We start from the raw sequence: 20,273 nt of genomic DNA, 5'->3' as shown, positions 1-20,273 counted from the left end.
TTCTCTTTTGCTCTTTTGGCGTATAAAAAGAACGTTGCGTAGAGTTTCGACGACGGGGTAAAGGATCGGCGGGAGCCGACGCGGCCAACACGCACCGCGCAGGTTGCATTCGAGCAGCGACAGGTTGCTTGGTCCCCATCCACAAATTGACGTTGTGTTTCCAGTATTTCGTAGCACCGTAGGTTGCCTTGTTACCCAACACAGCTACCCTGACGTGCCGAGGAGGCAGACAAATGAGTTTCGCAGGAAATCGGGACCCAAAAGCGTCGCAAGCGAACATGGCATCGATCGCTCCTGTTATCATCATTGATGATGATGAGTTTTTTCGCGTTGCGATCGAAACCGTGCTGAACAAACGGTTCGACGTCGAACACATTGTTGTCTGCAGCACAGCCCAGGAAGCGCTCCGGCATCTTTCAGATGGCACCACTTTTGGTCTGGGCCTTGTCGATCTGAATATGTCGGGCATAGACAACAAAGGCTTATTGGAAGCCATCAAATCCGCACAGCCAGCGATCCGGCTGGTGGTTCTGTCAGCATCCCGGTCCCGCAAGGATATTCTGATGGCCCTTTCGGCGGGGGCGCAGGGCTTCATCAACAAAGGTCTGGGCATCGGTGAGATGGAAGCCGCACTCCAGCAAATCGCTTCCGGCGGAGTGTATCTGCCGCCTTTCACACCTATGCTGAACGAAGGCCAGGACGATGCGGAACCTGTTCCGGACATCGAAAACCCGGCAGGCACCCTGGCTGTTCTGACGCCACGCCAATTGGAAGTCCTGCACCTTCTCGTGGCAGGGCAGCCGAACAAGGGGATTGCGCGCGCACTTGACATCAATCACAGCACCGTGAAATTTCATCTTTCATTCATTTTTCGCATTCTCGGAGCCTCGAACCGCGTTGAAGCCGCTATTCTGGGGGCCAAATTGCTCAAGACAGAGCAATAGAGATCTGCAAACCGGAAATACCGGGTTCGACGGCAAGGCGTCCGATCAGTCACGTGAACTGACTCAGCTTTTCCCGCAGCGTAGAGAGCCGATACGGTTTTGCCAGAATGTCGATATCGTAGCGAATGCCCTCCATAACGCGGTGCAATGCGTTGTGGTCCCCCGACGTCAGAATTATTCCAATATCCGGGCGCAGAGCATGCGCTTCGTCCGCCAATTCCATGCCGGTGAGCCCACGTCCTAAATTAATGTCGAAAATCCCCACGCGAATCTCGCTGTCCTGCTTCAAAACGAGCAACGCCGCTTCGGCATTCGTTGAGGCGACCGCCGCAAAACCAATTCTGGCCAGCGCCTGCACAGCGAAATCCAGCATCATTTGATCATCGTCCACGACCAGCAGTTTTGGAACGTTGCTCATATATTTACCTCTTTTCTGGGTAGGCTTTACGACGAACATACCGGACGCGCGACACCTCTAGTGTCACGCGAGAAACTGTTCTTTTTGGATTTCGGGAGCTACAATAAACATAATCACGACTCCGGCAAGAGGGGGAAACAGGCCTCTACCGAGATCCACGCAGCCGGCAGGACAGCAAGGACGCTGGTAACCTCGTGCCGGATGGCGATCTGGGCAAAGCCCGCAGTCCCATTGCAGATTGCACTCTCGGTCGGTGAAACTGTCGCGCCCGGAAGTCCGATGCCCCAACCCGTAGCCTGATCCTGTACGAAACCTGTCACCCCGCTTGTGCTTATGCTGCCATCGACAAAACAAGGGGGCAGTCGCAGTCCCAGACAGCGCGCCCCGGTCGTTGCGGCATCCTGCAAGGCAAGACGGGTCCAGACAAAGCGGCTGACCTCGATCGACCCGACAAGCATGATCATCAGCGGAATCGCGATTGCCGCGAACTCGACCGCAACGGCCCCACGACAGTCCCGGATTATGGCGCGAACCCTGGACATCCCGGTCACGGCAACCGCAAAACGGTGCTTGTCTTGACCGTGTCTTCTTCGATGAACGCATATCCCGGAAACATCGTAACATGGCGGGCGGCTGCGGAGACATGCAGAAATTGCCCGGCGGTCGCGCCGGAACTGCAGGCCGATCCGCATGCCATTGCTGATCCCCACAAGATCGTTCCGTCAGAAACAGCGGGGCAGTAGCACTCATTGGCGCTCCCGGAGCCTGCCATGGCAGTCACCGTGGAACCGGTCCATTGCGCGACAGCTGCATTGTTCACGACGACCTCGGCAGTCTCCGTCGCCCGGCCCTGAAGCAATCCGATCAGCTGTTCGGCGAGGTCCTGTGCCGCCGCCTGATCTCCCGGCGTTGGCTGGATCAGCGCGAATTCAGCTGCCGCGGTCACCCGCGCGTCCAATTCAAGCTTGGTATAAGCCGCACCGCCGATATCGACCACCCCGGCCAATATCAGCAATAGCAGCGGTGCAACCAAAGCAAACTCGACGGCGATACTGCCATCGTCGGTCCGCCTCAGCGATTGGCTCAGCCGTGTCAAAAGCCGGGTCACCTCAGGATCACCACTCGTCCGCTGCCACCGGATTGCGGGATCTCGCATTCGGACGCAAGGGAAGTGCCGCCTGACAGGGTGATTTCTGACCCGATCAGCTGAAGACACCCGCCGCTCCCGCCACTTGCGCTGGCACCGCCGGATGCGGTGATCGGACCATTCGGAAAGTAAAACGCACCGGACACAACAGCACCGCTGGCACCGGCTGTAAAAAGCGCGCCATCGGCTTGGGCCGGATCAAGAGGCCCGATCACTGCCATATCCGCGAAGGGCCCGCTTTCAGGCGCCGTCATCCGGATATTGCTGTAACCGGCAGACACACAATATGCCTGATCCCGACATTCCCAACCGCTGGGCGCGGTGCCATTGGCCGAAACAAGAAACGTGGTGTCGGGAGCATGGATGCTGATCGTCGCGCCCCCACAACTGGCGCTTCCGCCACCGTTGCCACCCATATGCATATATCCATCAACGACATAGAGGCCCGCCCCAAATCGAACGGCCCCGGAGGCCAGAAGCGATCCTTTGATTTCGTGCAAGGGCGCGCGCGGGACGACAAAGCAACTGCCACCGCCACCTCCGTTGATGCGCCCCGCCATCTCGAAAACGCCCGCACTGGCGTCCCCCATGAAGGTTTGGGATCCACCGCCAAGAGAGATCGCATCGCCACCGGATGACGGCCCGAACTGGAAACTGTTCATGTCCCCTGTACCCAGCGTCAAGGTCGACCCACCGGTATTCCGGAACCCTCCGGTAAGAACAAAGCTGCTGGGCCCCGCAAAGGTCAGCTGACTGGTGTTGCAGATACTGTAGCGCTGTCCCTCACAGCTGTGGGTCGAACGACCGATCCGGTACGTGCCTGCGCCGAATTCAGTGACCGACCCGCCGCCGGTAACGATGCCCAGTGCGATATTGTAGACGCCGCCTGGAAAGGTCATTTGCGTGCCCGTGTTCCGGATACTGCCGGACACGTTGTAGACAATCGCCGAGGACGCCCCCGGGTTGAAGCTCAGCCGCAGTCCGCCACCGATGGTGATATTCCCGATGTTAACGGTGGACAAACCAGGACAGGAAAAAATCCATTCATCGATGCTGTTGTTGAAACTGGCCGTACAGCCGATCGCTTGCGCCTGTGCTCTGGTCGCGTTGGCGTTCCAGCCGAATTCGATGTTCGGCCCTGCGCCAACAACCACAGCATCAGGCGCTGGAAGCAGCTCTGTCTCTGCCATCAGGCTTTGTGCCAGCAAGATTGCGCTGGTTCCCGCCAACGGATCAGTGGTCGGCCGTCGCACGATATCTGCTGCGCCGCCATTCGGGTCAGTGATCGTATTGCACCCGTCGGTCCGGGGCGCCGTGTCGGAATCGTAGCTGACCGCCTCGGCGACAATGCTGGTGCCACAGGGCGCAGCAACTCCGGAATTCGAGGCGATGCCACAGTCGTTGGACTGCAATGCCGTGCCACCTGACAGGGTGATGCCGGTGCCACCGGGATCAAGGGCCTGCACACAGGCGGGCGCGCCGCCCGTCGCCCCCGAGACCGCTGAAGCCACAACATCGACCGAGCCGTTGCTGCCGATAATGCGCGGAAGATAAAGCGATTTTGGTGTCGTGATGGTGGCGCGGACAGCGGCTCCGGACGCTGTCGGAACGGACGCATCAAGCGACACGACGATTTCGGCGGCGCTGAACCCGTTCAACTCGGCGACACCTCTGGCCGCATTGATCATCTGGGTTTCATCTCCCGATCGCGAATACGCGACGGCTCCGGCATGAGAGGCAAAATCCGCTGTGCGTTGCGCCTGAGCCCGAACCCCGAGAATGGTCCCGTATTCAAGTGCCAATCCGGCAAAGCCCAACAGAACCGGGATCGCCAGACCAGTGACGATCGCCACCGCGCCATCCTGACGTATCCCGAAAGCTGCAAGACAAGCCTTGCGCGAAAGACCTCGGAACGCCTGTGCGACATTCGGCACTCGCTTTCCGTTTGGGTTCCGCTTCATGTGATGGCCCTATCGTAGTCCTGAGTTCAGAATGGAAACCTTGCAGCATGGAATGAAGTCAGACCGTATTCAGTTTCGGCGCCCGACAATAGCTGGCCAAATGGCCGGGTCGGTTGACCAGTCCCACGCACGTTGACCTGCCGGATTGAGCTGAAGCCGCCATCAATCCGAGCCGGATCGCCTTAGACGTGAAAAGAGCCAAGTTATCAGCCGGCCACTCATGCCCGAGGGTCAAGGGTGATGTCTGAGCATGCAACCCGCAACAACAGACTCGCTGCAATCTGCCTTGCGCGGGTCACAAATGAATGCCGCTCAGCCACAAGAGCCGCGTGTGCAGTGCGGCGAGGATGGTTTCCCGTGGGGTGGGCAATTTCGTTTCCAAAATTGAAGGTTTAACCGACAGTCGCAAGGGAGCCTCTGCTGCCAACGCTAACAGGCTGAGATGCCGCTGGGTGCAGCTGATTGGTCGCAGCCCTTTTTGGACACTCGTCACTTGTCGCAAGCAGTCGCCTGTTGGGGCGGTGCCGCATTCTGTGATGCTGTGGGGCACACAGGCTTCGACAACGCTCAGGAAGCTGGGGACGACCCCTTGTTTGCCAAAGCTGCTGGTTGTGGTGTGAGGCCGTTTGAAAAGTTGCCGATCCCAAGATTGATTGCCCGCATGCGCATTATGCAATGAAATTTGCGTGAGTATGGGGTAAACGCCAAAGCCGATTTCAAAGCTTTCGGCGTGATGCGGAATTCCGCCATTTGATCATTGCGCAGGATGATTTTCACGCGCGTCCAACGTTTGGAGGGTGGGATCGATGGTGCGGCCGCTCAGGAAATTGCCAAAGGTCGCAAGACCGGGGACGTAATCGCAGATCACCTTTATCAGTGCGAGGATCGGGACCGCCATCAGCGCCCCCGGAAGCCCCCATAGCCAGGTCCAGAAGATGACCGTCAGAAATACCGCGACCGCGTTCAACTGCAGGCGAGCCCCCAACAGCACCGGTGTGAGAAACTGTCCCTCCAGCGCTGTGAGCGATTGATAGGCTATGGGCGCCAGCATCGCGTAGTAGATGTTGTCGAAGTGAACGATTGCAAAGGCGCCAACACCCAGCATGCCAACGATCGCGCCGATCAACGGAAGATAGTTCAGGCAAAACGCCGCAATGCCCCAGACAAACGGATAGGGCATGCCAAGCAGATACATAGTCGATCCAATGGCGAGCCCCAGCAGGGCGTTGATGACGGTGATCGCAACGATGTAACGCGACATGCGTTTCTCGATCTCGTAGATCGCGGTCAGGGCACGCTTCTTGTCGGCGAAACTCGGGAAGGATTCGACGACCTTGACGTAGAACAGGTTGCCGGAAGACAGCAGAAACAGCGCCAGGACGAGCCCCGCCACCAGCGACGTGAGAAAGCTGGCAAGGTTGCTGACGACAGTGGTCAACATGCCAGGCTGCTGCAGGACCACCGTTTCTGCAGTGTCATCGCCTCCCTTGGCGAGGTCTTCGACCTGTTCCGAGGCGTTCTGAACCGCTGCTACCGAGTCAGTGATCCCACGCAGCTTTTCACGCAATTCGAACGATATGCGGGGGATTTCGTCGAACCAGCTGGTCACCTTTCCGCCCAGCAGCAGGACCGCAATTCCCAGCAGCACCGCAAAGCCGAAGATCAGCACCGTTGCGGACAGCGCTGAGGGGATACCGCAGCGCGACAGCCACCGTACCCACGGTCCAAGCGTCAGCGCCAGCATGAACCCCAGCACTGTTGGAAGAACGATATCCTTGGCAAAATAAATCACCGCAAGGGTCATCAGGATCATGATCGCTGTTAGGAGCCTGTTGGTCGCGTTAGAGTTGTCCGGATTGCTCATGGGTATGCGCTCCACTAGGTCGACCGAGCATGGTCGATGATACAGGTCGACCAATGCTGCACAGCTGGGGTGGCGTGCAGTAGCGACATCGGTTCCGTGTCTGCAGGTGTCTTCGAAGCTCAACGCAGCCAAGCGGCGAACGTTACAAAGAAACGGGGAATATTTCGCGATCGTGCTTCAGACATTCGGGGTTGCCACCTGAGCGACGTGGCTGAAGCATCCTCGCAGGAATGACTGTTTCGTCCGCGGGGAAGACATCAGCTTCCTTTTCTCTCCAACCAATTCGCCACAATCAACCCCGGTACATCGTCCATCGCCCGTTCTGAACCCCGCGCCAGGTCAAGCCGCTTGCGCAGTTTTACCTGCGGGACCAGCAGGAAGATTGGAACGGTTGTCAGGCCGCGCCCGGTCTTTGACCGCGACACCACCGCCCGCCCTTTCAAATTCAACCGCCCCTCTGCCACCAGCAGGCTGGGTCCGCGGCGTCGGGAGATGAACCGAAGGCGCAACCCCGTGCGGCGTTCCCATTCGCCGGGGGTAATTCGCCCACCCTTTGTGGTCTTTCCTGCGGCCGGAGTGAGGATCGCCAGCCAGAACCCGTCTTTGGAGCGGATCAGCGGACCTGCATCGTGCGCGCCGTCAATTACTGGGGCGTTCGATCAGACCAGTGCCGCGGCATTCAGGCTCTCCCCCGACTTGGGGAAGTTCTGGCTCCGGATCGAGTTGGCCAGCCGTGTGCCGAGCCCCGCGCCGGTTATCTGCAGCCGCCAGGCCGACTTCAGCCCGGTCCCGGCCTCGCGCATGGCAGCCGACACGGCGCGTTCGCCAGCCGCGACATCGGCCGCCATCATCGCGACGATGTCGGGATCGATGTCGAGCCTGAGTTTCATTGGTCCGGCAATTCGCCTTCGGGGCGCATGTGTGATACTCTGTTTACAACATGAAGGAGAAAAAGATGGATCGCGACGCGTACGTGAAAAAAATGAAGGCGCAACTCGATGAGTGGAACGCCGAAATCGACAAGCTGCAGGCCAAGGCCAAGGTCGCTGAGGCCGAGAACGAGGCGAAATACGAGAAGCAGCTTGCTGAAATGCGCAAGCAGCGCGACGAGGCTCAGGCCAAGATGAAGGAAGCACAGGCAGCCAGCGAAGCCGCCTGGGACGACATGCGCAAAGGCATGGAAAGTGCCTGGGAGAATATCTCAAGCTCCTTCCAGAAGGCCTGGAGCCGGTTCTAGAAAACCGATCAGCGCCGGTTTCAGTATCACGCAGGCCTCAGATCGACGGTCCAGACCAGCCGGTCACGGTCACGGACAGGCTCGCTTTGGATGAGGAAGGCCTCGCCATCGATCTCAATCCGGTCGCCCGGGCGCGGGTTCGCCACTTCGGCCACGCGCAGGTCGAACCTCGTGGTTTCTGACCAGATGCGCGCATCGCCGAAACCCGCAATATCATCCGCGCGGCGCGTGACCACACGGACAAGAACGGGCGCACCGCCATCAGCAGTATAGACGGCATCGACCCCGATATTGCCATCGGCGAACAGCGCGTCCAGCGCCATGGCGACGGCCGTCATCAGGTCCGCCGTGCCGAGCGCAGCACCTGCGGCCGGGTGCAGATCGGCAGAGGGTTGCTTTCGATCTCGAGGCGCACCCATTCGTCGCGATCCCGATAGGGGATCATGCGCGCATAAAGCGGCAGGCCGACGGTGTTGACCGTCTCGAAGGTGTCGGCGGGAGCGTAGTAGATCTCGAACAGACCCTCGACGCCCTCGGGATAGAAATACGCCTTGTCCGTGGGCACGCCGAAGCCCAGCCCGCCCCGATAGCGGCGAAAGGTGATGCCACCGAAGCTGACTTCTTCCCCCACCCTGCCCCGCAGATCAGCGGCAGCTGCTGTGTTCAGGTACGTCTCACGCACCTCCTTGTGGGCAACCAGATCGGCAAAGAAGGCCGAGCCACATTCGGCGCGCAGCTGCACCTGCCCGGCGGCCAGCCCACCCAGCGTGCCGTCCACGCTTTCGATCATCACGGTGCGCGCCCGCACGCCGCGGCTGCCGAAGAGCGCCGCGCCCGACAGGATCGCGGGCTTGAAGGGGATGTTTTCGAGCGCGCGGGTCAGCTCGATGATGGAGAAGGCATCGCCTTCGAAGATGTCCATGGTGGCCACAGCGTGCCTCCTTCTGGTCTTGATGTGATGGGGGAACCGCGCCGTGGCTCAGCGCAGAATGATACCGAGGGCTGCCAGAGCCGTGGTGGCGGTGGTGATCTGCCCCTCGGTGGCATCCTCTGGAAAGCCGATCTCGTGACGGTTCACGATGGCCGGTCCGCGCAGGAGAACGACGCCTGGTGCATCGGCACTTGCCGCATCAACCTCGGCCCAGAGGATGCCGGCGGCAGTCTGGCTGCCGTTGGAGGCAGCCGGCGCAAGAGTGGTGTATTTGCCGCCCGTGGTGATCTTGCCCAGCACGGTGCCGGCCGGGAGCTTGCCAGCGCCAGACGCGAGCGTGACGGTTTCGCGGGTGTAGTCGCGCAGAACTTCCCAGACGAGGAAGCCGCCCGCGTGTTTGGGCTCGGATAGCGTGGTCATTCTGGTTTATCCTTTCAACTTGAAGGTACGGGCGATGACATCACCCCAGGGGCGCGTGGTCTCACTGGGCCCGGGTTGCGGGTGATGGGAGCTGATCTGAGGCGTGACTTCGGCCTTCGCTGCAAGGAGCTTCGCGCGCACCGCGTCCAGACTGGCGTCCTCCTCGAGGAACCGGCCTGCCATTTGCGGCTGGCCTGCAAGGCGGCAGAGGTCGATCACCGCACGCGCATGGGCGATGGCTTCCGCGCGGATCGCCCCGGCATCAGGCAGTGTGAAGGCATCTTCACCGAAGCTTTCCGCCCCGCTCGATTGGCTGTTCGCGTCCGGAACACCCGGAGCGCTCTCCAACTGCGGCGCTGCGTCCGCGACCGGGTGAACATCGTTGTCATCTCCAACGATGTCGGGCCCCGTCCCTGCGTCTGCTTCCGGCTCTATTGTCTCGACTGCCTCGACCAGTGCAGGCGGCGCATTCCGGAACCGTCCAATGTCGAAACTGGCGGCAATGCGCACGGGCTCCGCGAGGCGCGTGGCAAGCCCTGCCTCAAGAGCGTCCTTGGCGTCGAACCAGGTCTCGGCCGCCAGCAGCGCCGCGATGTCCTCCTCGGATTTACCAGACTTGGCCGCATATCCCCGGGTCATGCTGGCCGCGATCTTGTCAAGCGTTCCGGCCATGTCGCGCATGTCCGCCGCCGTGCCCATGACCAGCCCGGAGGGATCATGGATCATCAGGAAGGCATTCTCCGGCATGACGATCTCGTCGCCCGCCATGGCGATATAGCTTGCCGCCGAGGCGGCGATGCCGTCGATCCAGACCGTGATGGCACCGGCGTGACGGCTCAGCGCGTTGTAAATGGCGACGGCGTCAAAAACCGAGCCACCGGGACTGTTGAGCCGCAGATCGATGGGCGCATCATCCGGCAGCGCGCCCAGCTCGGCCAGAAAGCCCTTGGCCGAGACGCCATAGGCGCCGATTTCGTCATAGATCAGCACTTCCGCGCCCGTTGCCCGGGCGCGGATCGTGTACCAGCTGTTCATGGTCTTACTCCTGAGTGGTGGCGCGGTCGCTCATGGCCGCGTCGTCGTCCTTGTCGGCCTCGGCCCCGTCGCCGGGACCCGGCCGCGTTGCGGGCGTCGCGCGGGCACCCTGCGTCTCTCCGGGGCTGGTTCTGTACCTGAGCCCCAGCTGCTTTGTCCGTGCGGCATCGGCCGCATTCTCGCGATCCACTTCCTCGACATCGTAGCCCGTGGCCTCGACCACCTTGCGCCGCGAGGTGATGCCCGCCTCCATGGCAAGCACCTGCGCCTGAATGTCCTTCAATGGATCGACCCAGTCCCAACGGGGCGGGATCCATTGCACCATGCGCGCAGCCGCAGGATCAGACAGGTCAAGCCGACCCGCCAGTTGCGCCGTCTCCAGCCAGCGCGCCCAGACGGGGCGGCAGAGCTGATGCGCGATCACCCCGTGCTGGAGCTGCTGCACGCGTCTGCGGAACTCGACCAGTTCGGCCCGCAGGCTCGAATAGTTCGCCTGCCGAACATCGCCTGTGACCAGATGATACGGCAGACCCAACGAGGCCGAGACCGCCAGCAATGTGCGATACTGGAATGCCTCGTAGCCACCGCCGACATCGGCGGGGCTGGAGAACTTCACATCCTCACCCGGCAGCAGCACCTGCATCGTGCCGGGCTCGAGGCTGGCGATTGCTGCGCCGTCGAGGTCAGCCTCGCTCTCTCCCATCATCGGGTCTTCCGGCGCGGTCTTGATGATGAAGCCCGCGAACATCGCCGCGGTCTTCTTGCGGTCCAGTTCGGCGTCGTCGTATTGGTCCAGCAGGAACAACCGGACCATGGCCGGAGCCACATGCGGCAGGCCGCGAATTTGCCCCGCATCGATGGGGCGGTAGATGTGCAGCACGTCCTCGGCGGGCACGCGCACCGTCTCTGGCATTGCCACCCGCTGATCCGTGCTGTCACCGGGATGACTGCGGCGGAAATGATACGCCACGCGCCGACCGATCGGGTCGAACTCGATGCCGCAACGGATCGGGTTTCCATTTGCCGCCGTGCCCGTCTTCTCGAAGGGCAGCATCTCGGACTGGAGAAGCTGCAGCTGCAACGGCACCAGCAGACCATCTTCAGCCCGGCGCGGACGCATCCGTACGAAACATTCGCCCGTCACAAACATCTCGCGCGCCACCATGGCCTGCAAACCGTAGAAGTCGGTCAGCCCATCGGCGTCCGCCTCGTCGGTCCAGGCCAGCCAGAGCCGCTGGACGCGGTCGCGCAGGCTTGCATCCTCGATGAGCGAGGACGGCTTGATGCCATCGCCCACCATGTTTGACGCAAAGGCCTCGCAGGCATTCGCCGCATAGCCATTGGTGACCACCAGTTCCCGCGCACGGGCCAGCAGCTTTGGCCCGCCCGAAGCGACCAGCGAGTTGATGTTTTCCAGCGGTGGGTTCCAGCCACGTAGTCGGCGCTTCGACATCGCCCCCTCCAGGCGCGCACGCACGGCGGCAGGACCGCCCCTTTCGGAGCGGCGAAACCGGTCGAACAGCCCCATGAACTACAGCCCCTTGGATGTGGTGATGCGCACATGGCGGACAATGCGCCGTCCCTCCAGGGCTGCGATCTCGCGGTCCAGCGCCTCGATGGCACGGTCGATTTCGGCCACGCTGCGATAGTCCACCGTCTTTCCGTCGTAGCTGAAACGCGCCACGCCAGAGGAACGTTGTGCAGACAGGGCGTCTCGTCGGGCACGGAGTTCCGTCGATGTCGGCATCTGAATTGACCTGACCTGCAAATATGTTTCATTGCGCCAACAGCCGAACGAGTGAAGGCAGAGCCATGACCCCAGCAGACATCATGCGCGATCTCGCGCGCGACGACATTTTCCCGAAGGAAGCCATGGCCGAAGCAGGCGCCCGGCGCGAGGAAATGGCACCGGTCTTCGTCGATCTGGTCACCCGACTGACCCATCAACGTATCCCTGCGATGAAAGACGCTGACGTGATCGCGCTCATTCCAATCTTCCACCTGCTGGGCGAATGGCAGGACCCACGTGCCTATCGCCCATTGGTCCAGATGCTCCGTCAACCAACCAAGGTCATCGACCATCTTCTTGGGGACGCGGTGACCGAAACAAGCTTTCGCGTCATCGCCGGAACATTCGACGGGGACCTTCAGCCCGTGTTCGACGCGATCGAGGACAGGAAGGCCGATGAATTCGCGCGTCTGTCGTTGATGAATGCTCTCGTCCTGATCGCACTGTTGCATCCCGATCAACGTCCGGTGATCGAGGACTACTTCCAGACCTATCGCCAGCGCTGTTCCAGGGCACCCACGGAGCTCCTCACCGGCTGGATGGACGCCATCGCCGCCCTTGGGCTCGAGGACATGTCAGAGGCCGTGCGCGAGGCATTCGAGCAGGGCCTCATTCCTGAAGAGTATTGTGACTTCGGGCATTTTCTCGAGGATCTGGAGGCGACCCTCAACGAAGACGTTTCACCCGCCAACCGCTGGTATCAGAAATCCCCGATCACCGACGCCATTGACGAACTGTCGAAATGGCACTGCTATTCCGATGAGTTCCTGACCCGACAGAAACTCCGCAAAGTGGACAACGCCTTGCGTGTGGCGCCGTGGACCGAGGCCCTTGCAAAAGCCCCGGAAAAGCTTGGCCGCAACGACCCCTGCCCCTGCGGGAGCGGCAAGAAGTTCAAGAAGTGCTGCCTGTAGTGTTCAGCTGGCACAAACCGAGCAATCAGGCTTGGCGATCAAGAAGCCTGTAATGGGCCTCGGTCGGCTGACAGGCCGCGCCGTTGATAGGCAGGATATCCTGCGGGCACGCTGACATGGCGACAATGCAGTCCATCTGCGCCCGCAGAACGACATGATCACCTGCCTTGGACAGCGGTTCTCCCCAGCTGGTCACGCCATCTGCGGTGACCGGAATGTTCATCCACAGGTTCAACGGGCTGGGGCATTCCGGTGCCTCGAGCCCGATCCGCCGCATCGCGGCGTGCAGATTGTCGGTACAGTTGTCGTGATAGTCCGTACAGCCCAGCAAGCCGTAGCGATAATCGTCGCAGGCCGCGATCAGTGTGTCATGGCGCCCGGGTGACGTATCCTCCTCCATGATCATGATCGGCCGGCGCCGGTTGGTGATCAGCGCGTCGCCCTCGCCCGGCCACAGCTTGCCAAGCGTCGGACGCATGTGCTCGTTCGACAGGAATTCCGTCAAATCTTCAGCGTTGAACACCCATGTGTCCACGACTTGAGTGCCATGGGTGTTGACGATCTGGATCGCCTCGCCCTTGCTCAGACGGACTGCACGACCCCGCCGAGCCGGAAGGGTAAATGTTTCAGGTTCAGTGGACACTTTTCCGGCTCCGTTCTTGGGATTGAGCAACCAGAACAGAGTTTGAGGAGCGTCGCAAGCAGACCTGGCTCAGCCGTGTTGTCGTTTTACCCCATGTAAGTGGACCGCACGGACCTCCGCCGCGCCGAGGGACGTCGCGCGTGTGTCGCGCCGGGATCGCCGTCTGGTTTGTCCGGTTCCACCGCAAGCTGCCGCTCCAGCTCTTGCCACCGCACCTCGGACCATCGGTCAGCCCCGGCAATCCACGCAGCGGCCCGCGCATAGACCCGGCAATCCAGCGCCTCGTTGCGCTCGCGCAACTTCTGCCATTCCAGCTTTGCAAAGCCGCGGCGGGTCGCGACCGTGACCAGTTGTTCGGCCGTGAATTGCTTCAACCACTCTCCGTCCGCCCAGTTTGGCAGATGGATCGTTCCGGGCGGACAAGGGTGACCAGCCTCGATGTCCTCCCGCGTCGGCCTGGACTGACGCAAATAGGGATAGGTCTCGGTCTTGAAGGTCGACGTGGCGACCGTCCAGAGCCGGGCCCCGCGCCGGAGCCGTTTGCCCGCGATGGTCGCGTCCACATAGGTCGGGCCGGTCACAGGGCTCGAGCGGTTGAACCCCTCGACGCCCTTGACCGGCGCCACCTGCGCGAAGCCGACCTGACGCGACCAGGCATAGACGGCACTCGTCTCGTAGCCGGTGTCGATCGCCAGCTTGGCGATCGTCATCTTCTGACCGGAAACATGCTCCCATGTCTGGCCGAGCAAATTGCTCAGCTGCTGCCAGCACGCCGGATCGCCGGGTCCACCCTCGATGACCAGGTGATCGATCAGCCAGGACTCAAGTCCCCTGCCCCACGCCCAGACATCGACCTCGATCCGGTCCTTCTGCACGTCGGCGCCAGCTGTCAGGAACAAGCCGCGCTCTGGAACAGTCCCTCCATCCCAGGTCTCGCGCTGGTCGGCCAGCCGCTGCCAGTCGGGCGCTTCCCCGGTCTCGACCCATGTCTCGCCGAGGATGGTGTTGCGGAACGCCTTGATCGCCTCGTCCGAGCCTTGGGCCGCGTCCCATGCCCGCACGATCCGCTCCCAGCTCAGCCAGCCGATCGGCGAGTAGAGCGCCGAGAGGTGATACCCGACCGCGCCTCGGCCAGCGTCGCCGGGTCGCCTTCCTCGTCGGCCGAAGCCGGATAGGCGTCGACCTCGTCGAGGAAGATGTAGCGTGCGGGGGTGGACCGGAGCCCAACCGCCGAGTTCGCGCCCGTCATGATCAGGATGCCGCCCGCGAATTCCTTCGACAGCATCGTGTTGCCCGCGTCGCGGGATCGGGCCGGTTTGACACGCTCCCGCAGATCGGGGCTCTCGTCGATCAGCGGGTCGATGCGCTGGCGCGAGTTGCGCTTGGCCAGTTCCACCGTCGGCTGGACCGCCAGCATCGGACCCGGCGCCTGGTGGATGGCGAACCCGATCCAGTTGTTGCCCGCCTCGGTCGCGCCGACCTGCGCCGCCTTCATGCACACGATCCGCTGCGTGGGATCGCCGGGCGACAGACGGTCCATGATCTCGCGCATGTAGGGCGTGCGCACCGTGCGATACCGCCCCGGTTCGGCCGAGGCGCGGCCCGAGAGCATCCGGTGCCGGTCCGCCCATTCCGAGACCGTCAGGTCCGGGTCGGGCCGCAGCCCGTTGCCCCAGGCGCGCAGGATCTCGCCCGCGCCGTCGAAGTCCGTCAGTGCGCCATCATCACCTGAAGTCGGGCCGGACCTCGGCGAGCTCAATGAGGTGGGCGCGTACATGTTTTTCCAGGGCCTTCTGCATCGCGGCCGGTTCCACGCCCAGCTCCGCCGCCATCAGAGCCGCCGCGCGCGCAGGCCAGTTCACCCATGCGTCCCGCTCCTCCCGCGCCAGCCGGAACACCAGCGCCAGCGCACGGGCCCGCTCGATCAACTCCCCCTTCAGCTTCTGCAGCCGGATGCGCCGTTCCTGCGCCTTCAGCACCTCGTTCGCCGTCTTCGCCTGCAGGAACGTCGTGCCGCCGCCGACGGCCGGGACCGCCAGACCCTGTTCGCGGAGCGTGTCTCCGACCGCTGCCACCGCCGCCTCGGGGACGGGCTTCAGCTTCGGCGCAGGCGGCTTGCGGGTCTTGGACGGATCGGTGGTTTCCGCCCGCCGCGCGTCGCTGGCGGCCGCGTTGATGCTGCCGTCGGGATAGAGAACCAGCCGCTCGGCCGACTTCGCCTTCTGGATCGCGCCGCGCGACAGCCCGACATGGGCGGCGTACTGGCGCTCGCTCATGCCCTGCATCGACGGCTCCGATTATCATTCAAGATCATGTGCTTATCGAGTTGATAAGCCTCCGAGACGGAGCGAACGTCCATCCCACAAGGACGATGCAACTCACCCGGAGCAACCGAGATGACCACCCGCCTGAACCCGATCACCACCCCGCGCCACGAACTCCGCGCCGAGAAGGCGCGCCGAAACAAGGAAGCCGCGCTCGCCGCTTTTATCGGCAAGAAGGCCGAGATCGACGAGATGCTCGCGCGCCTGCAGGCGCTCAGCGACGACCATTTCAACTGCGCCCCCGACGAGGCGGGCTGGGCCATGGTCGGCACTCTCGAACACTACGCCAGCCTCCTGAAGCGCATCACCGACAGCGCTTTCGGCGAAGGCGAACACGCCCGCTGATCTCCGGCCCAGCCGGAACTCCTGCCGCGCGCCCTGCGCGGCTCGGGGTCGTAGAAGGCGCCGCATGACGCGGGCCCGAATACGGAGACGACCCCATGACCAAGCTTTCCGATACCCAAGCCCTGATCCTGAGCGCCGCCGCCCAGCGGCCCGAGCACATCGCCCTGCCGCTGCCCGAAAGCCTGCGCGGTGGCGCCGCCGCCAAGGTGGTCGGCGCGATGCTCGCCAAGGGCTTCCTCGAAGAGGTCGACGCCGACATGCGCAACGGCGAGCCCGTCTGGCGCGAGACCGGCGACGGCCACGGCGTCACGCTGGTCGCCACCGACGCGGGCCTCGCCGCCATCGGCATCGAGCCGGAGAACGCGAACCCCGCGCCTGCGGGCCCGACGGATGCACCGACCGAGCAGCCCGCGCCGGACACCCCCGCCGAGATCGAGTGCGCGCTCAAGACGCGCACACCGCGCGAGGGCACCAAGCAGGCCACGCTGATCGCCATGCTGCGCGCACCGGACGGCGCGACCATCGAGGAGATCATGGCCGCGACGGGCTGGCAGTCGCACACGGTGCGCGGCGCGATAGCCGGGGCGCTGAAGAAGAAGCTCGGGCTCGAGGTGACCTCGGAGAAGGTCGAGGATCGGGGGCGCGTGTACAAACTCCCCGCCGCCTGACGCGCCGGACCCCGACAAGCTGATGACCGCCGTCCCTACGGGGCGGCGGCAAGTCGTTGGGTGTGTTCGAATCCAGCTATTTCAAGAGCGAGATGACGCCAAGCAAGAAACCCAAGAGACCGAGAACCACTGACCAAGCTGCAAGCCAAGCAGGAATGTATATCCGGGGGTCCGGAGTCTTAAGGTACCAGCAAAGTTTGCCGAACCACCTAAGTTCCTCCAGTTCAAAACTCAAACGCTGGCCCTTATTGACGCCAAGGGATTGCCTAGCGTCGAAAGCCATGTAGATCGCGGTTTCGTCATCATGGCCCAGCAGCACCGCATCGCATGAGCGTGATGGATCGGCGGCATTGACTATTCTCGCAACGCCGTACCGTCCAATGCCACTTCTATGGGAGCGATGCAGGCGGATGATCGAGCTGCCCCATTCAGTGCGATCAAGCCCTTTGACTTCCAGCTCAGACATTTTTCTGATCCCTGCTCGTTTGTGGGCAGGCTATAAGCTATGTGCGGAAAACCAAAGACTGTTGTTCTCTGGGCATTACTTATTCCCGCGCATCGCTTCAAACACCCGCCGTATGGCGAATGAACGAGCGATGCTCACCACGGTGAACACCGCGCCCATCTTCAGGTTCTGCGCCAGCGTCGTGTGCAGCCCGAAGACCGGGAAGATCAGGATCTGCGTGACGACGGCAACGCCGTAGCCGACGGTCACGTTGGCGACGGACTCCACAAGCGACATGCGGCGGGACTGTTTCACGCGGCGGTCTTGCGCTTTCGCGCGGGTTCGGGGGCGGTGTCCGTTGCCGGCGTACCGGCCGGGGCGTCGGCATTGTTGCCCAGCCGTTCGGTCCTCACCTGCGCGAAGGAAAGACCGTCGCCGTCGAGGATCGCGTCGCGGCCGGTTTCGGCCTGCCAGCGTTCAACGGCGACATCGATGTAGGCCGGGCTGATTTCCATCGCGAAGATGCGGCGGCCGTTGGCCTCGCCCGCCATGATCTGCGAGCCGGAGCCCGAGAACGGCTCGTAGCAGAGGCCGCCCCGCGCCACATGCTGGCGCATCGGGATGCCGAAGGCGTCGAGCGGCTTCGGCGTGGGGTGGTCGGGCCGGTCGTCCTTGGCGAAGCTGGGCAACGCCCATGTCGATGGCAGCGTTTCCTCGGCGACCTTGGGCGGGCGGTTCGGGCGGCGCCAGCCCATGAAGCAGGGCTCGTGCTTCCAGAGGTAGTGCGACCGGGTCAGCACGCCCCGGTCCTTCACCCAGATGATCTGCTGGTGGACGAACGCGCCCACCTTTTCCCAGCAGGCTTCCAGCATTGCCTGACGGCGTGACGCGTGCCAGCAGTACCAGGCGGCGTCCTCGGTGATGGCCTCGGCCACGGCGGCCGCGATGAAACCATCGTAGAGCTCCGCACCCTGCGAACTGTCGTCCCATGTCGTGCCGTAGGACGCCGACCAGTCCTTGTTCCGGGTCGGGTGGTTCGAGCCGTCATAGTCGACGAGGTACGGCGGATCGGTCGCGAACAGGATCGCCCGCTCGCCATTCATCAGACGGCGCACATCGACCGCGCTGGTGCTGTCGCCGCAGAGCAGCCGGTGATCGCCGAGGATCCACAGGTCGCCCGTGCGCGATGCCGGATTGCGCGGCGGCTCGGGGATGGTCACCGGCGGCACGGAGCCCCCGGCGCCACCTTCGTCGCCGTCCCCCTCCGGCACGTAGGCCAGCAGCTTGTCCAATTCACCATCGGAAAAGCCGACCAGCGACAGGTCAAAATCCTCGGCCAGCAGGTCGGTCAGTTCCGCCGACAACAGCGCCTCGTCCCAGGTACCGAGTTCGGTCAGCTTGTTGTCCGCGATCCGGTAGGCCCGGCGCTGCGCCTCGGTCAGATGGCCAAGCACGATTACCGGCGCTTCGGTCAACCCCAGCTGCGTTGCCGCCAGCACGCGCCCGTGGCCTGCGATCAGTTCGCCATCCTCGGCGACGAGGCAGGGCACGGTCCAGCCGAACTCGGCCATGCTGGCGGCGATCTTTGCGACCTGGTCGGCTCCGTGCAGCTTCGCGTTTTTCGCGTAGGGCTGCAGGCGCGCAAGCGGCCAGTGCTCGATCCGCTCGGGGGCGAAGGCGAGGGTCATGCAGGAGCATCCTGAGTGAGAGTGGTAGTGATAGTCTGACGCGTTCCGACTTCGCGCTCACGGAGCAGAATGCTGGCCTCGGGCCCGGCCTGAACGATCGGCGTCCGCTTTGCCGGCGGAGGGGCATCTGACGGTTCTGGTCAGATGGCCAAGTCTGGCTCAGACTGAGAAGAGCGATCTCATAACAAAATAATCTCCAGCCAACGAACCTGTGCTACCTTGGCTCCGGCTACCGTTTGATCACGCGTACGGACATGAACAACAGGTTTGGCGAGGTGGATTGAGTTGACCGATGAAACAAACGCGGCGCAGCGGCAGTTCTGGAACTCCGATTTCGGAGCGAAATGGGTAGCTTTCGAGGCAGACCTCGAAACGCTGCACGCGCCCATGAATGATCCACTGCTCACCTGCGCGGCTATCGAACTGGGGATGAATGTGCTCGACGTCGGCTGCGGCAGCGGAGCGGTGACGCGTCGAGCGGCTGAATGGGTCGGAGTCGACGGCTCGGTAACCGGTGTGGATATCTCCGAGGTGCTGCTCGACAAGGCTCGTGCCACCGCGGCTGGAGAGGGTAGCGCCTCCGTCGATTATCTGCATGCCGATGCGCAGACATATGCCTTCGCGCCCGCCTCCTTCGACCGTGTCGTCTCCCGGATGGGAGTGATGTTTTTCGCCGATCCCACTGCCGCCTTCACAAACCTGCTTCGCGCAGTTCGGCCCGGTGGCTATTTGTCCGCAGTCGTATGGCGACGCGGTGAGGCCAACCCATGGTTTCGCATCCCGACTGAGGCTGCGATCCGGCACCTGGGACCGATCGACTCTGACCCCGACGCCCCAGGCCCTCTGGCATTTGCCAACACTGACCGTGCATTGGCCATCCTCATGGCAGCGGGATGGATGGATGCCAGCGCCAGTCCCCTCGAGGTGATCCTCGAGACGCGCGGGCCTGCGACGGAGGCTGCGGCGAGCATCGGCTCCATGGGTCCAGCGGCTCGCATCATGGATTTGAAGGGTGCCACCAAGACGCAGCTCACCGCCATCAAGGCAGATATCGCCGCCGGCTTCAGGCGATTTGAGACCGAGCATGGCCTGCGGGTGCCGGTGACAATGACGCTGCTTTCGGCCAGGGCGCCCGTCTGAGCGTTGGAGGCCAGCCTTCGCAAAAGCAGCCGAACGTTCGTTCCGAAAGATTGCCGACCTCAGACGCCTCTGAGCAGAAACATTACCCTCCGCTCACGAGCAAGAGCTTGGACTTCACGGCAGGGGGTCCAGTGAACTCCGGCTGGATTCCGGCATCCGCGGGGTATCCACCCTAGACGGCCAGTCATATATTTGAATTCACGAGGGTTTCAGGCGCTGCGGGTGGCATCTGGATTGTAAGCATTCGCTGGAGGCCGCGGTCAAGCGACCTTGACCAGGGGCGTGGCCCCGTCCCATTCCCACGGCAGCAACTCGTGCAGGCGCGAGACCGGCATATCGGAGATGCGGGCGATGATGTCG

The 20,273-nt window shown here is 62.6% G+C and carries 22 protein-coding genes and 2 pseudogenes; 6 read left to right on the top strand and 18 right to left on the bottom strand.

What is annotated here, in order from left to right:
- Nucleotides 1–233: 233 nt before the first annotated feature.
- Nucleotides 234–944: a LuxR C-terminal-related transcriptional regulator gene (locus tag IEV82_RS04760; protein ID WP_188480839.1), complete on the top strand. Its 711-nt coding sequence runs from the start codon at nucleotides 234–236 to the stop codon at nucleotides 942–944.
- 49 nt (nucleotides 945–993) lie between these two features.
- Here IEV82_RS04760 and IEV82_RS04755 read toward each other — a convergent pair whose 3' ends face one another.
- From IEV82_RS04755 to IEV82_RS04730, 6 genes and pseudogenes are all read right to left on the bottom strand, one after another.
- On the bottom strand, nucleotides 994–1,362 hold the full coding sequence (locus tag IEV82_RS04755) for a response regulator (RefSeq protein WP_188480838.1): 369 nt from the start codon (nucleotides 1,360–1,362) through the stop codon (nucleotides 994–996).
- Nucleotides 1,363–1,475: 113 nt separating this feature from the next.
- Nucleotides 1,476–1,904, bottom strand: coding sequence for a TadE/TadG family type IV pilus assembly protein (locus IEV82_RS04750; RefSeq protein ID WP_188480837.1), 429 nt, complete (start codon nucleotides 1,902–1,904; stop codon nucleotides 1,476–1,478).
- A 5-nt stretch (nucleotides 1,905–1,909) separates the two neighbouring features.
- Nucleotides 1,910–2,470: a TadE/TadG family type IV pilus assembly protein gene (locus tag IEV82_RS04745; protein ID WP_188480836.1), complete on the bottom strand. Its 561-nt coding sequence runs from the start codon at nucleotides 2,468–2,470 to the stop codon at nucleotides 1,910–1,912.
- On the bottom strand, nucleotides 2,467–4,470 hold the full coding sequence (locus tag IEV82_RS04740) for a TadE/TadG family type IV pilus assembly protein (RefSeq protein WP_188480835.1): 2,004 nt from the start codon (nucleotides 4,468–4,470) through the stop codon (nucleotides 2,467–2,469). Before IEV82_RS04740 ends, IEV82_RS04745 begins: the two co-directional genes overlap by 4 nt.
- Nucleotides 4,471–5,224: 754 nt before the next feature.
- Nucleotides 5,225–6,388, bottom strand: a complete 1,164-nt coding sequence (locus tag IEV82_RS04735; protein ID WP_229747673.1) for an AI-2E family transporter — start codon at nucleotides 6,386–6,388, stop codon at nucleotides 5,225–5,227.
- 203 nt (nucleotides 6,389–6,591) lie between these two features.
- Nucleotides 6,592–7,224: pseudogene (locus IEV82_RS04730) on the bottom strand (DUF6441 family protein).
- 65 nt (nucleotides 7,225–7,289) lie between these two features.
- Between IEV82_RS04730 and IEV82_RS04725 the strand changes: the two are divergent.
- Nucleotides 7,290–7,571: a sll1863 family stress response protein gene (locus IEV82_RS04725; RefSeq protein WP_188480834.1), complete on the top strand. Its 282-nt coding sequence runs from the start codon at nucleotides 7,290–7,292 to the stop codon at nucleotides 7,569–7,571.
- A gap of 26 nt (nucleotides 7,572–7,597) precedes the next feature.
- Here the strand turns inward: IEV82_RS04725 and IEV82_RS04720 are convergent, their stop codons facing one another.
- The 6 genes from IEV82_RS04720 to IEV82_RS04695 all read right to left on the bottom strand — a co-directional run bounded on the left by IEV82_RS04720 (nucleotide 7,598) and on the right by IEV82_RS04695 (nucleotide 11,704).
- Nucleotides 7,598–7,909, bottom strand: a complete 312-nt coding sequence (locus IEV82_RS04720) for a head-tail joining protein (protein WP_188480833.1) — start codon at nucleotides 7,907–7,909, stop codon at nucleotides 7,598–7,600.
- Complete coding sequence (locus IEV82_RS04715) at nucleotides 7,909–8,493, bottom strand: major capsid protein (RefSeq protein ID WP_229747712.1); 585 nt, start codon at nucleotides 8,491–8,493, stop codon at nucleotides 7,909–7,911. Before IEV82_RS04715 ends, IEV82_RS04720 begins: the two co-directional genes overlap by 1 nt.
- Before the next feature lie 57 nt (nucleotides 8,494–8,550).
- Complete coding sequence (locus IEV82_RS04710) at nucleotides 8,551–8,922, bottom strand: head decoration protein (protein WP_188480831.1); 372 nt, start codon at nucleotides 8,920–8,922, stop codon at nucleotides 8,551–8,553.
- A gap of 6 nt (nucleotides 8,923–8,928) precedes the next feature.
- Nucleotides 8,929–9,957, bottom strand: coding sequence for a head maturation protease, ClpP-related (locus IEV82_RS04705; protein WP_188480830.1), 1,029 nt, complete (start codon nucleotides 9,955–9,957; stop codon nucleotides 8,929–8,931).
- A 4-nt stretch (nucleotides 9,958–9,961) separates the two neighbouring features.
- Nucleotides 9,962–11,410: a phage portal protein gene (locus tag IEV82_RS04700; RefSeq protein WP_229747672.1), complete on the bottom strand. Its 1,449-nt coding sequence runs from the start codon at nucleotides 11,408–11,410 to the stop codon at nucleotides 9,962–9,964.
- Between the two features lie 78 nt (nucleotides 11,411–11,488).
- The gene (locus IEV82_RS04695; RefSeq protein WP_188480828.1) at nucleotides 11,489–11,704 is read right to left on the bottom strand and encodes a phage head-tail joining protein; all 216 of its coding nucleotides are present in this window, start codon (nucleotides 11,702–11,704) and stop codon (nucleotides 11,489–11,491) included.
- 65 nt (nucleotides 11,705–11,769) lie between these two features.
- Here IEV82_RS04695 and IEV82_RS04690 point away from each other — a divergent pair, with 65 nt between their 5' ends.
- Nucleotides 11,770–12,660 (top strand): DUF1186 domain-containing protein, encoded by an 891-nt coding sequence (locus IEV82_RS04690; RefSeq protein WP_188480827.1) that lies wholly within the window; start codon nucleotides 11,770–11,772, stop codon nucleotides 12,658–12,660.
- Between the two features lie 25 nt (nucleotides 12,661–12,685).
- Here the strand turns inward: IEV82_RS04690 and IEV82_RS04685 are convergent, their stop codons facing one another.
- From IEV82_RS04685 to IEV82_RS04675, 3 genes and pseudogenes are all read right to left on the bottom strand, one after another.
- Nucleotides 12,686–13,303, bottom strand: a complete 618-nt coding sequence (locus IEV82_RS04685) for a DUF1989 domain-containing protein (RefSeq protein WP_188480826.1) — start codon at nucleotides 13,301–13,303, stop codon at nucleotides 12,686–12,688.
- 86 nt (nucleotides 13,304–13,389) lie between these two features.
- A pseudogene (locus IEV82_RS04680) lies at nucleotides 13,390–15,080 on the bottom strand (phage terminase large subunit family protein).
- Nucleotides 15,028–15,588, bottom strand: a complete 561-nt coding sequence (locus tag IEV82_RS04675; RefSeq protein WP_188480825.1) for a hypothetical protein — start codon at nucleotides 15,586–15,588, stop codon at nucleotides 15,028–15,030. Before IEV82_RS04675 ends, IEV82_RS04680 begins: the two are co-directional and overlap by 53 nt.
- 111 nt (nucleotides 15,589–15,699) lie before the next feature.
- On the opposite strand from IEV82_RS04675, the gene IEV82_RS04670 reads away from it, so the two are divergent.
- Both IEV82_RS04670 and IEV82_RS04665 read left to right on the top strand, forming a co-directional pair.
- The gene (locus IEV82_RS04670; RefSeq protein WP_036751164.1) at nucleotides 15,700–15,972 is read left to right on the top strand and encodes a hypothetical protein; all 273 of its coding nucleotides are present in this window, start codon (nucleotides 15,700–15,702) and stop codon (nucleotides 15,970–15,972) included.
- Between the two features lie 95 nt (nucleotides 15,973–16,067).
- Entirely contained in the window at nucleotides 16,068–16,640 is a 573-nt protein-coding gene (locus IEV82_RS04665) for a DUF3489 domain-containing protein (RefSeq protein ID WP_188480824.1), read from the top strand.
- Between the two features lie 76 nt (nucleotides 16,641–16,716).
- On the opposite strand, the gene IEV82_RS04660 is transcribed toward IEV82_RS04665, so the two are convergent.
- The 3 genes from IEV82_RS04660 to IEV82_RS04650 all read right to left on the bottom strand — a co-directional run bounded on the left by IEV82_RS04660 (nucleotide 16,717) and on the right by IEV82_RS04650 (nucleotide 18,773).
- Nucleotides 16,717–17,106 carry a hypothetical protein gene (locus IEV82_RS04660; RefSeq protein WP_188480823.1) on the bottom strand — a complete coding sequence of 130 codons (390 nt, stop codon included), beginning with the start codon at nucleotides 17,104–17,106 and terminating at the stop codon, nucleotides 16,717–16,719.
- Nucleotides 17,107–17,181: 75 nt separating this feature from the next.
- Nucleotides 17,182–17,400, bottom strand: a complete 219-nt coding sequence (locus IEV82_RS04655) for a DUF7220 family protein (protein ID WP_188480822.1) — start codon at nucleotides 17,398–17,400, stop codon at nucleotides 17,182–17,184.
- Nucleotides 17,397–18,773, bottom strand: coding sequence for a site-specific DNA-methyltransferase (locus IEV82_RS04650; protein ID WP_188480821.1), 1,377 nt, complete (start codon nucleotides 18,771–18,773; stop codon nucleotides 17,397–17,399). Before IEV82_RS04650 ends, IEV82_RS04655 begins: the two co-directional genes overlap by 4 nt.
- A 285-nt stretch (nucleotides 18,774–19,058) precedes the next feature.
- Between IEV82_RS04650 and IEV82_RS04645 the strand changes: the two genes are divergently transcribed.
- The gene (locus tag IEV82_RS04645) at nucleotides 19,059–19,913 is read left to right on the top strand and encodes a class I SAM-dependent methyltransferase (protein WP_188480820.1); all 855 of its coding nucleotides are present in this window, start codon (nucleotides 19,059–19,061) and stop codon (nucleotides 19,911–19,913) included.
- Nucleotides 19,914–20,273 lie beyond the last annotated feature (360 nt).

Origin of the sequence: Marivita lacus (genome assembly GCF_014637725.1) — a bacterium.
Classification (GTDB): domain Bacteria; phylum Pseudomonadota; class Alphaproteobacteria; order Rhodobacterales; family Rhodobacteraceae; genus Marivita; species Marivita lacus.
Note: the sequence above shows the minus strand (reverse complement) of the source record. Positions and strands in the feature narration are given on the sequence as shown.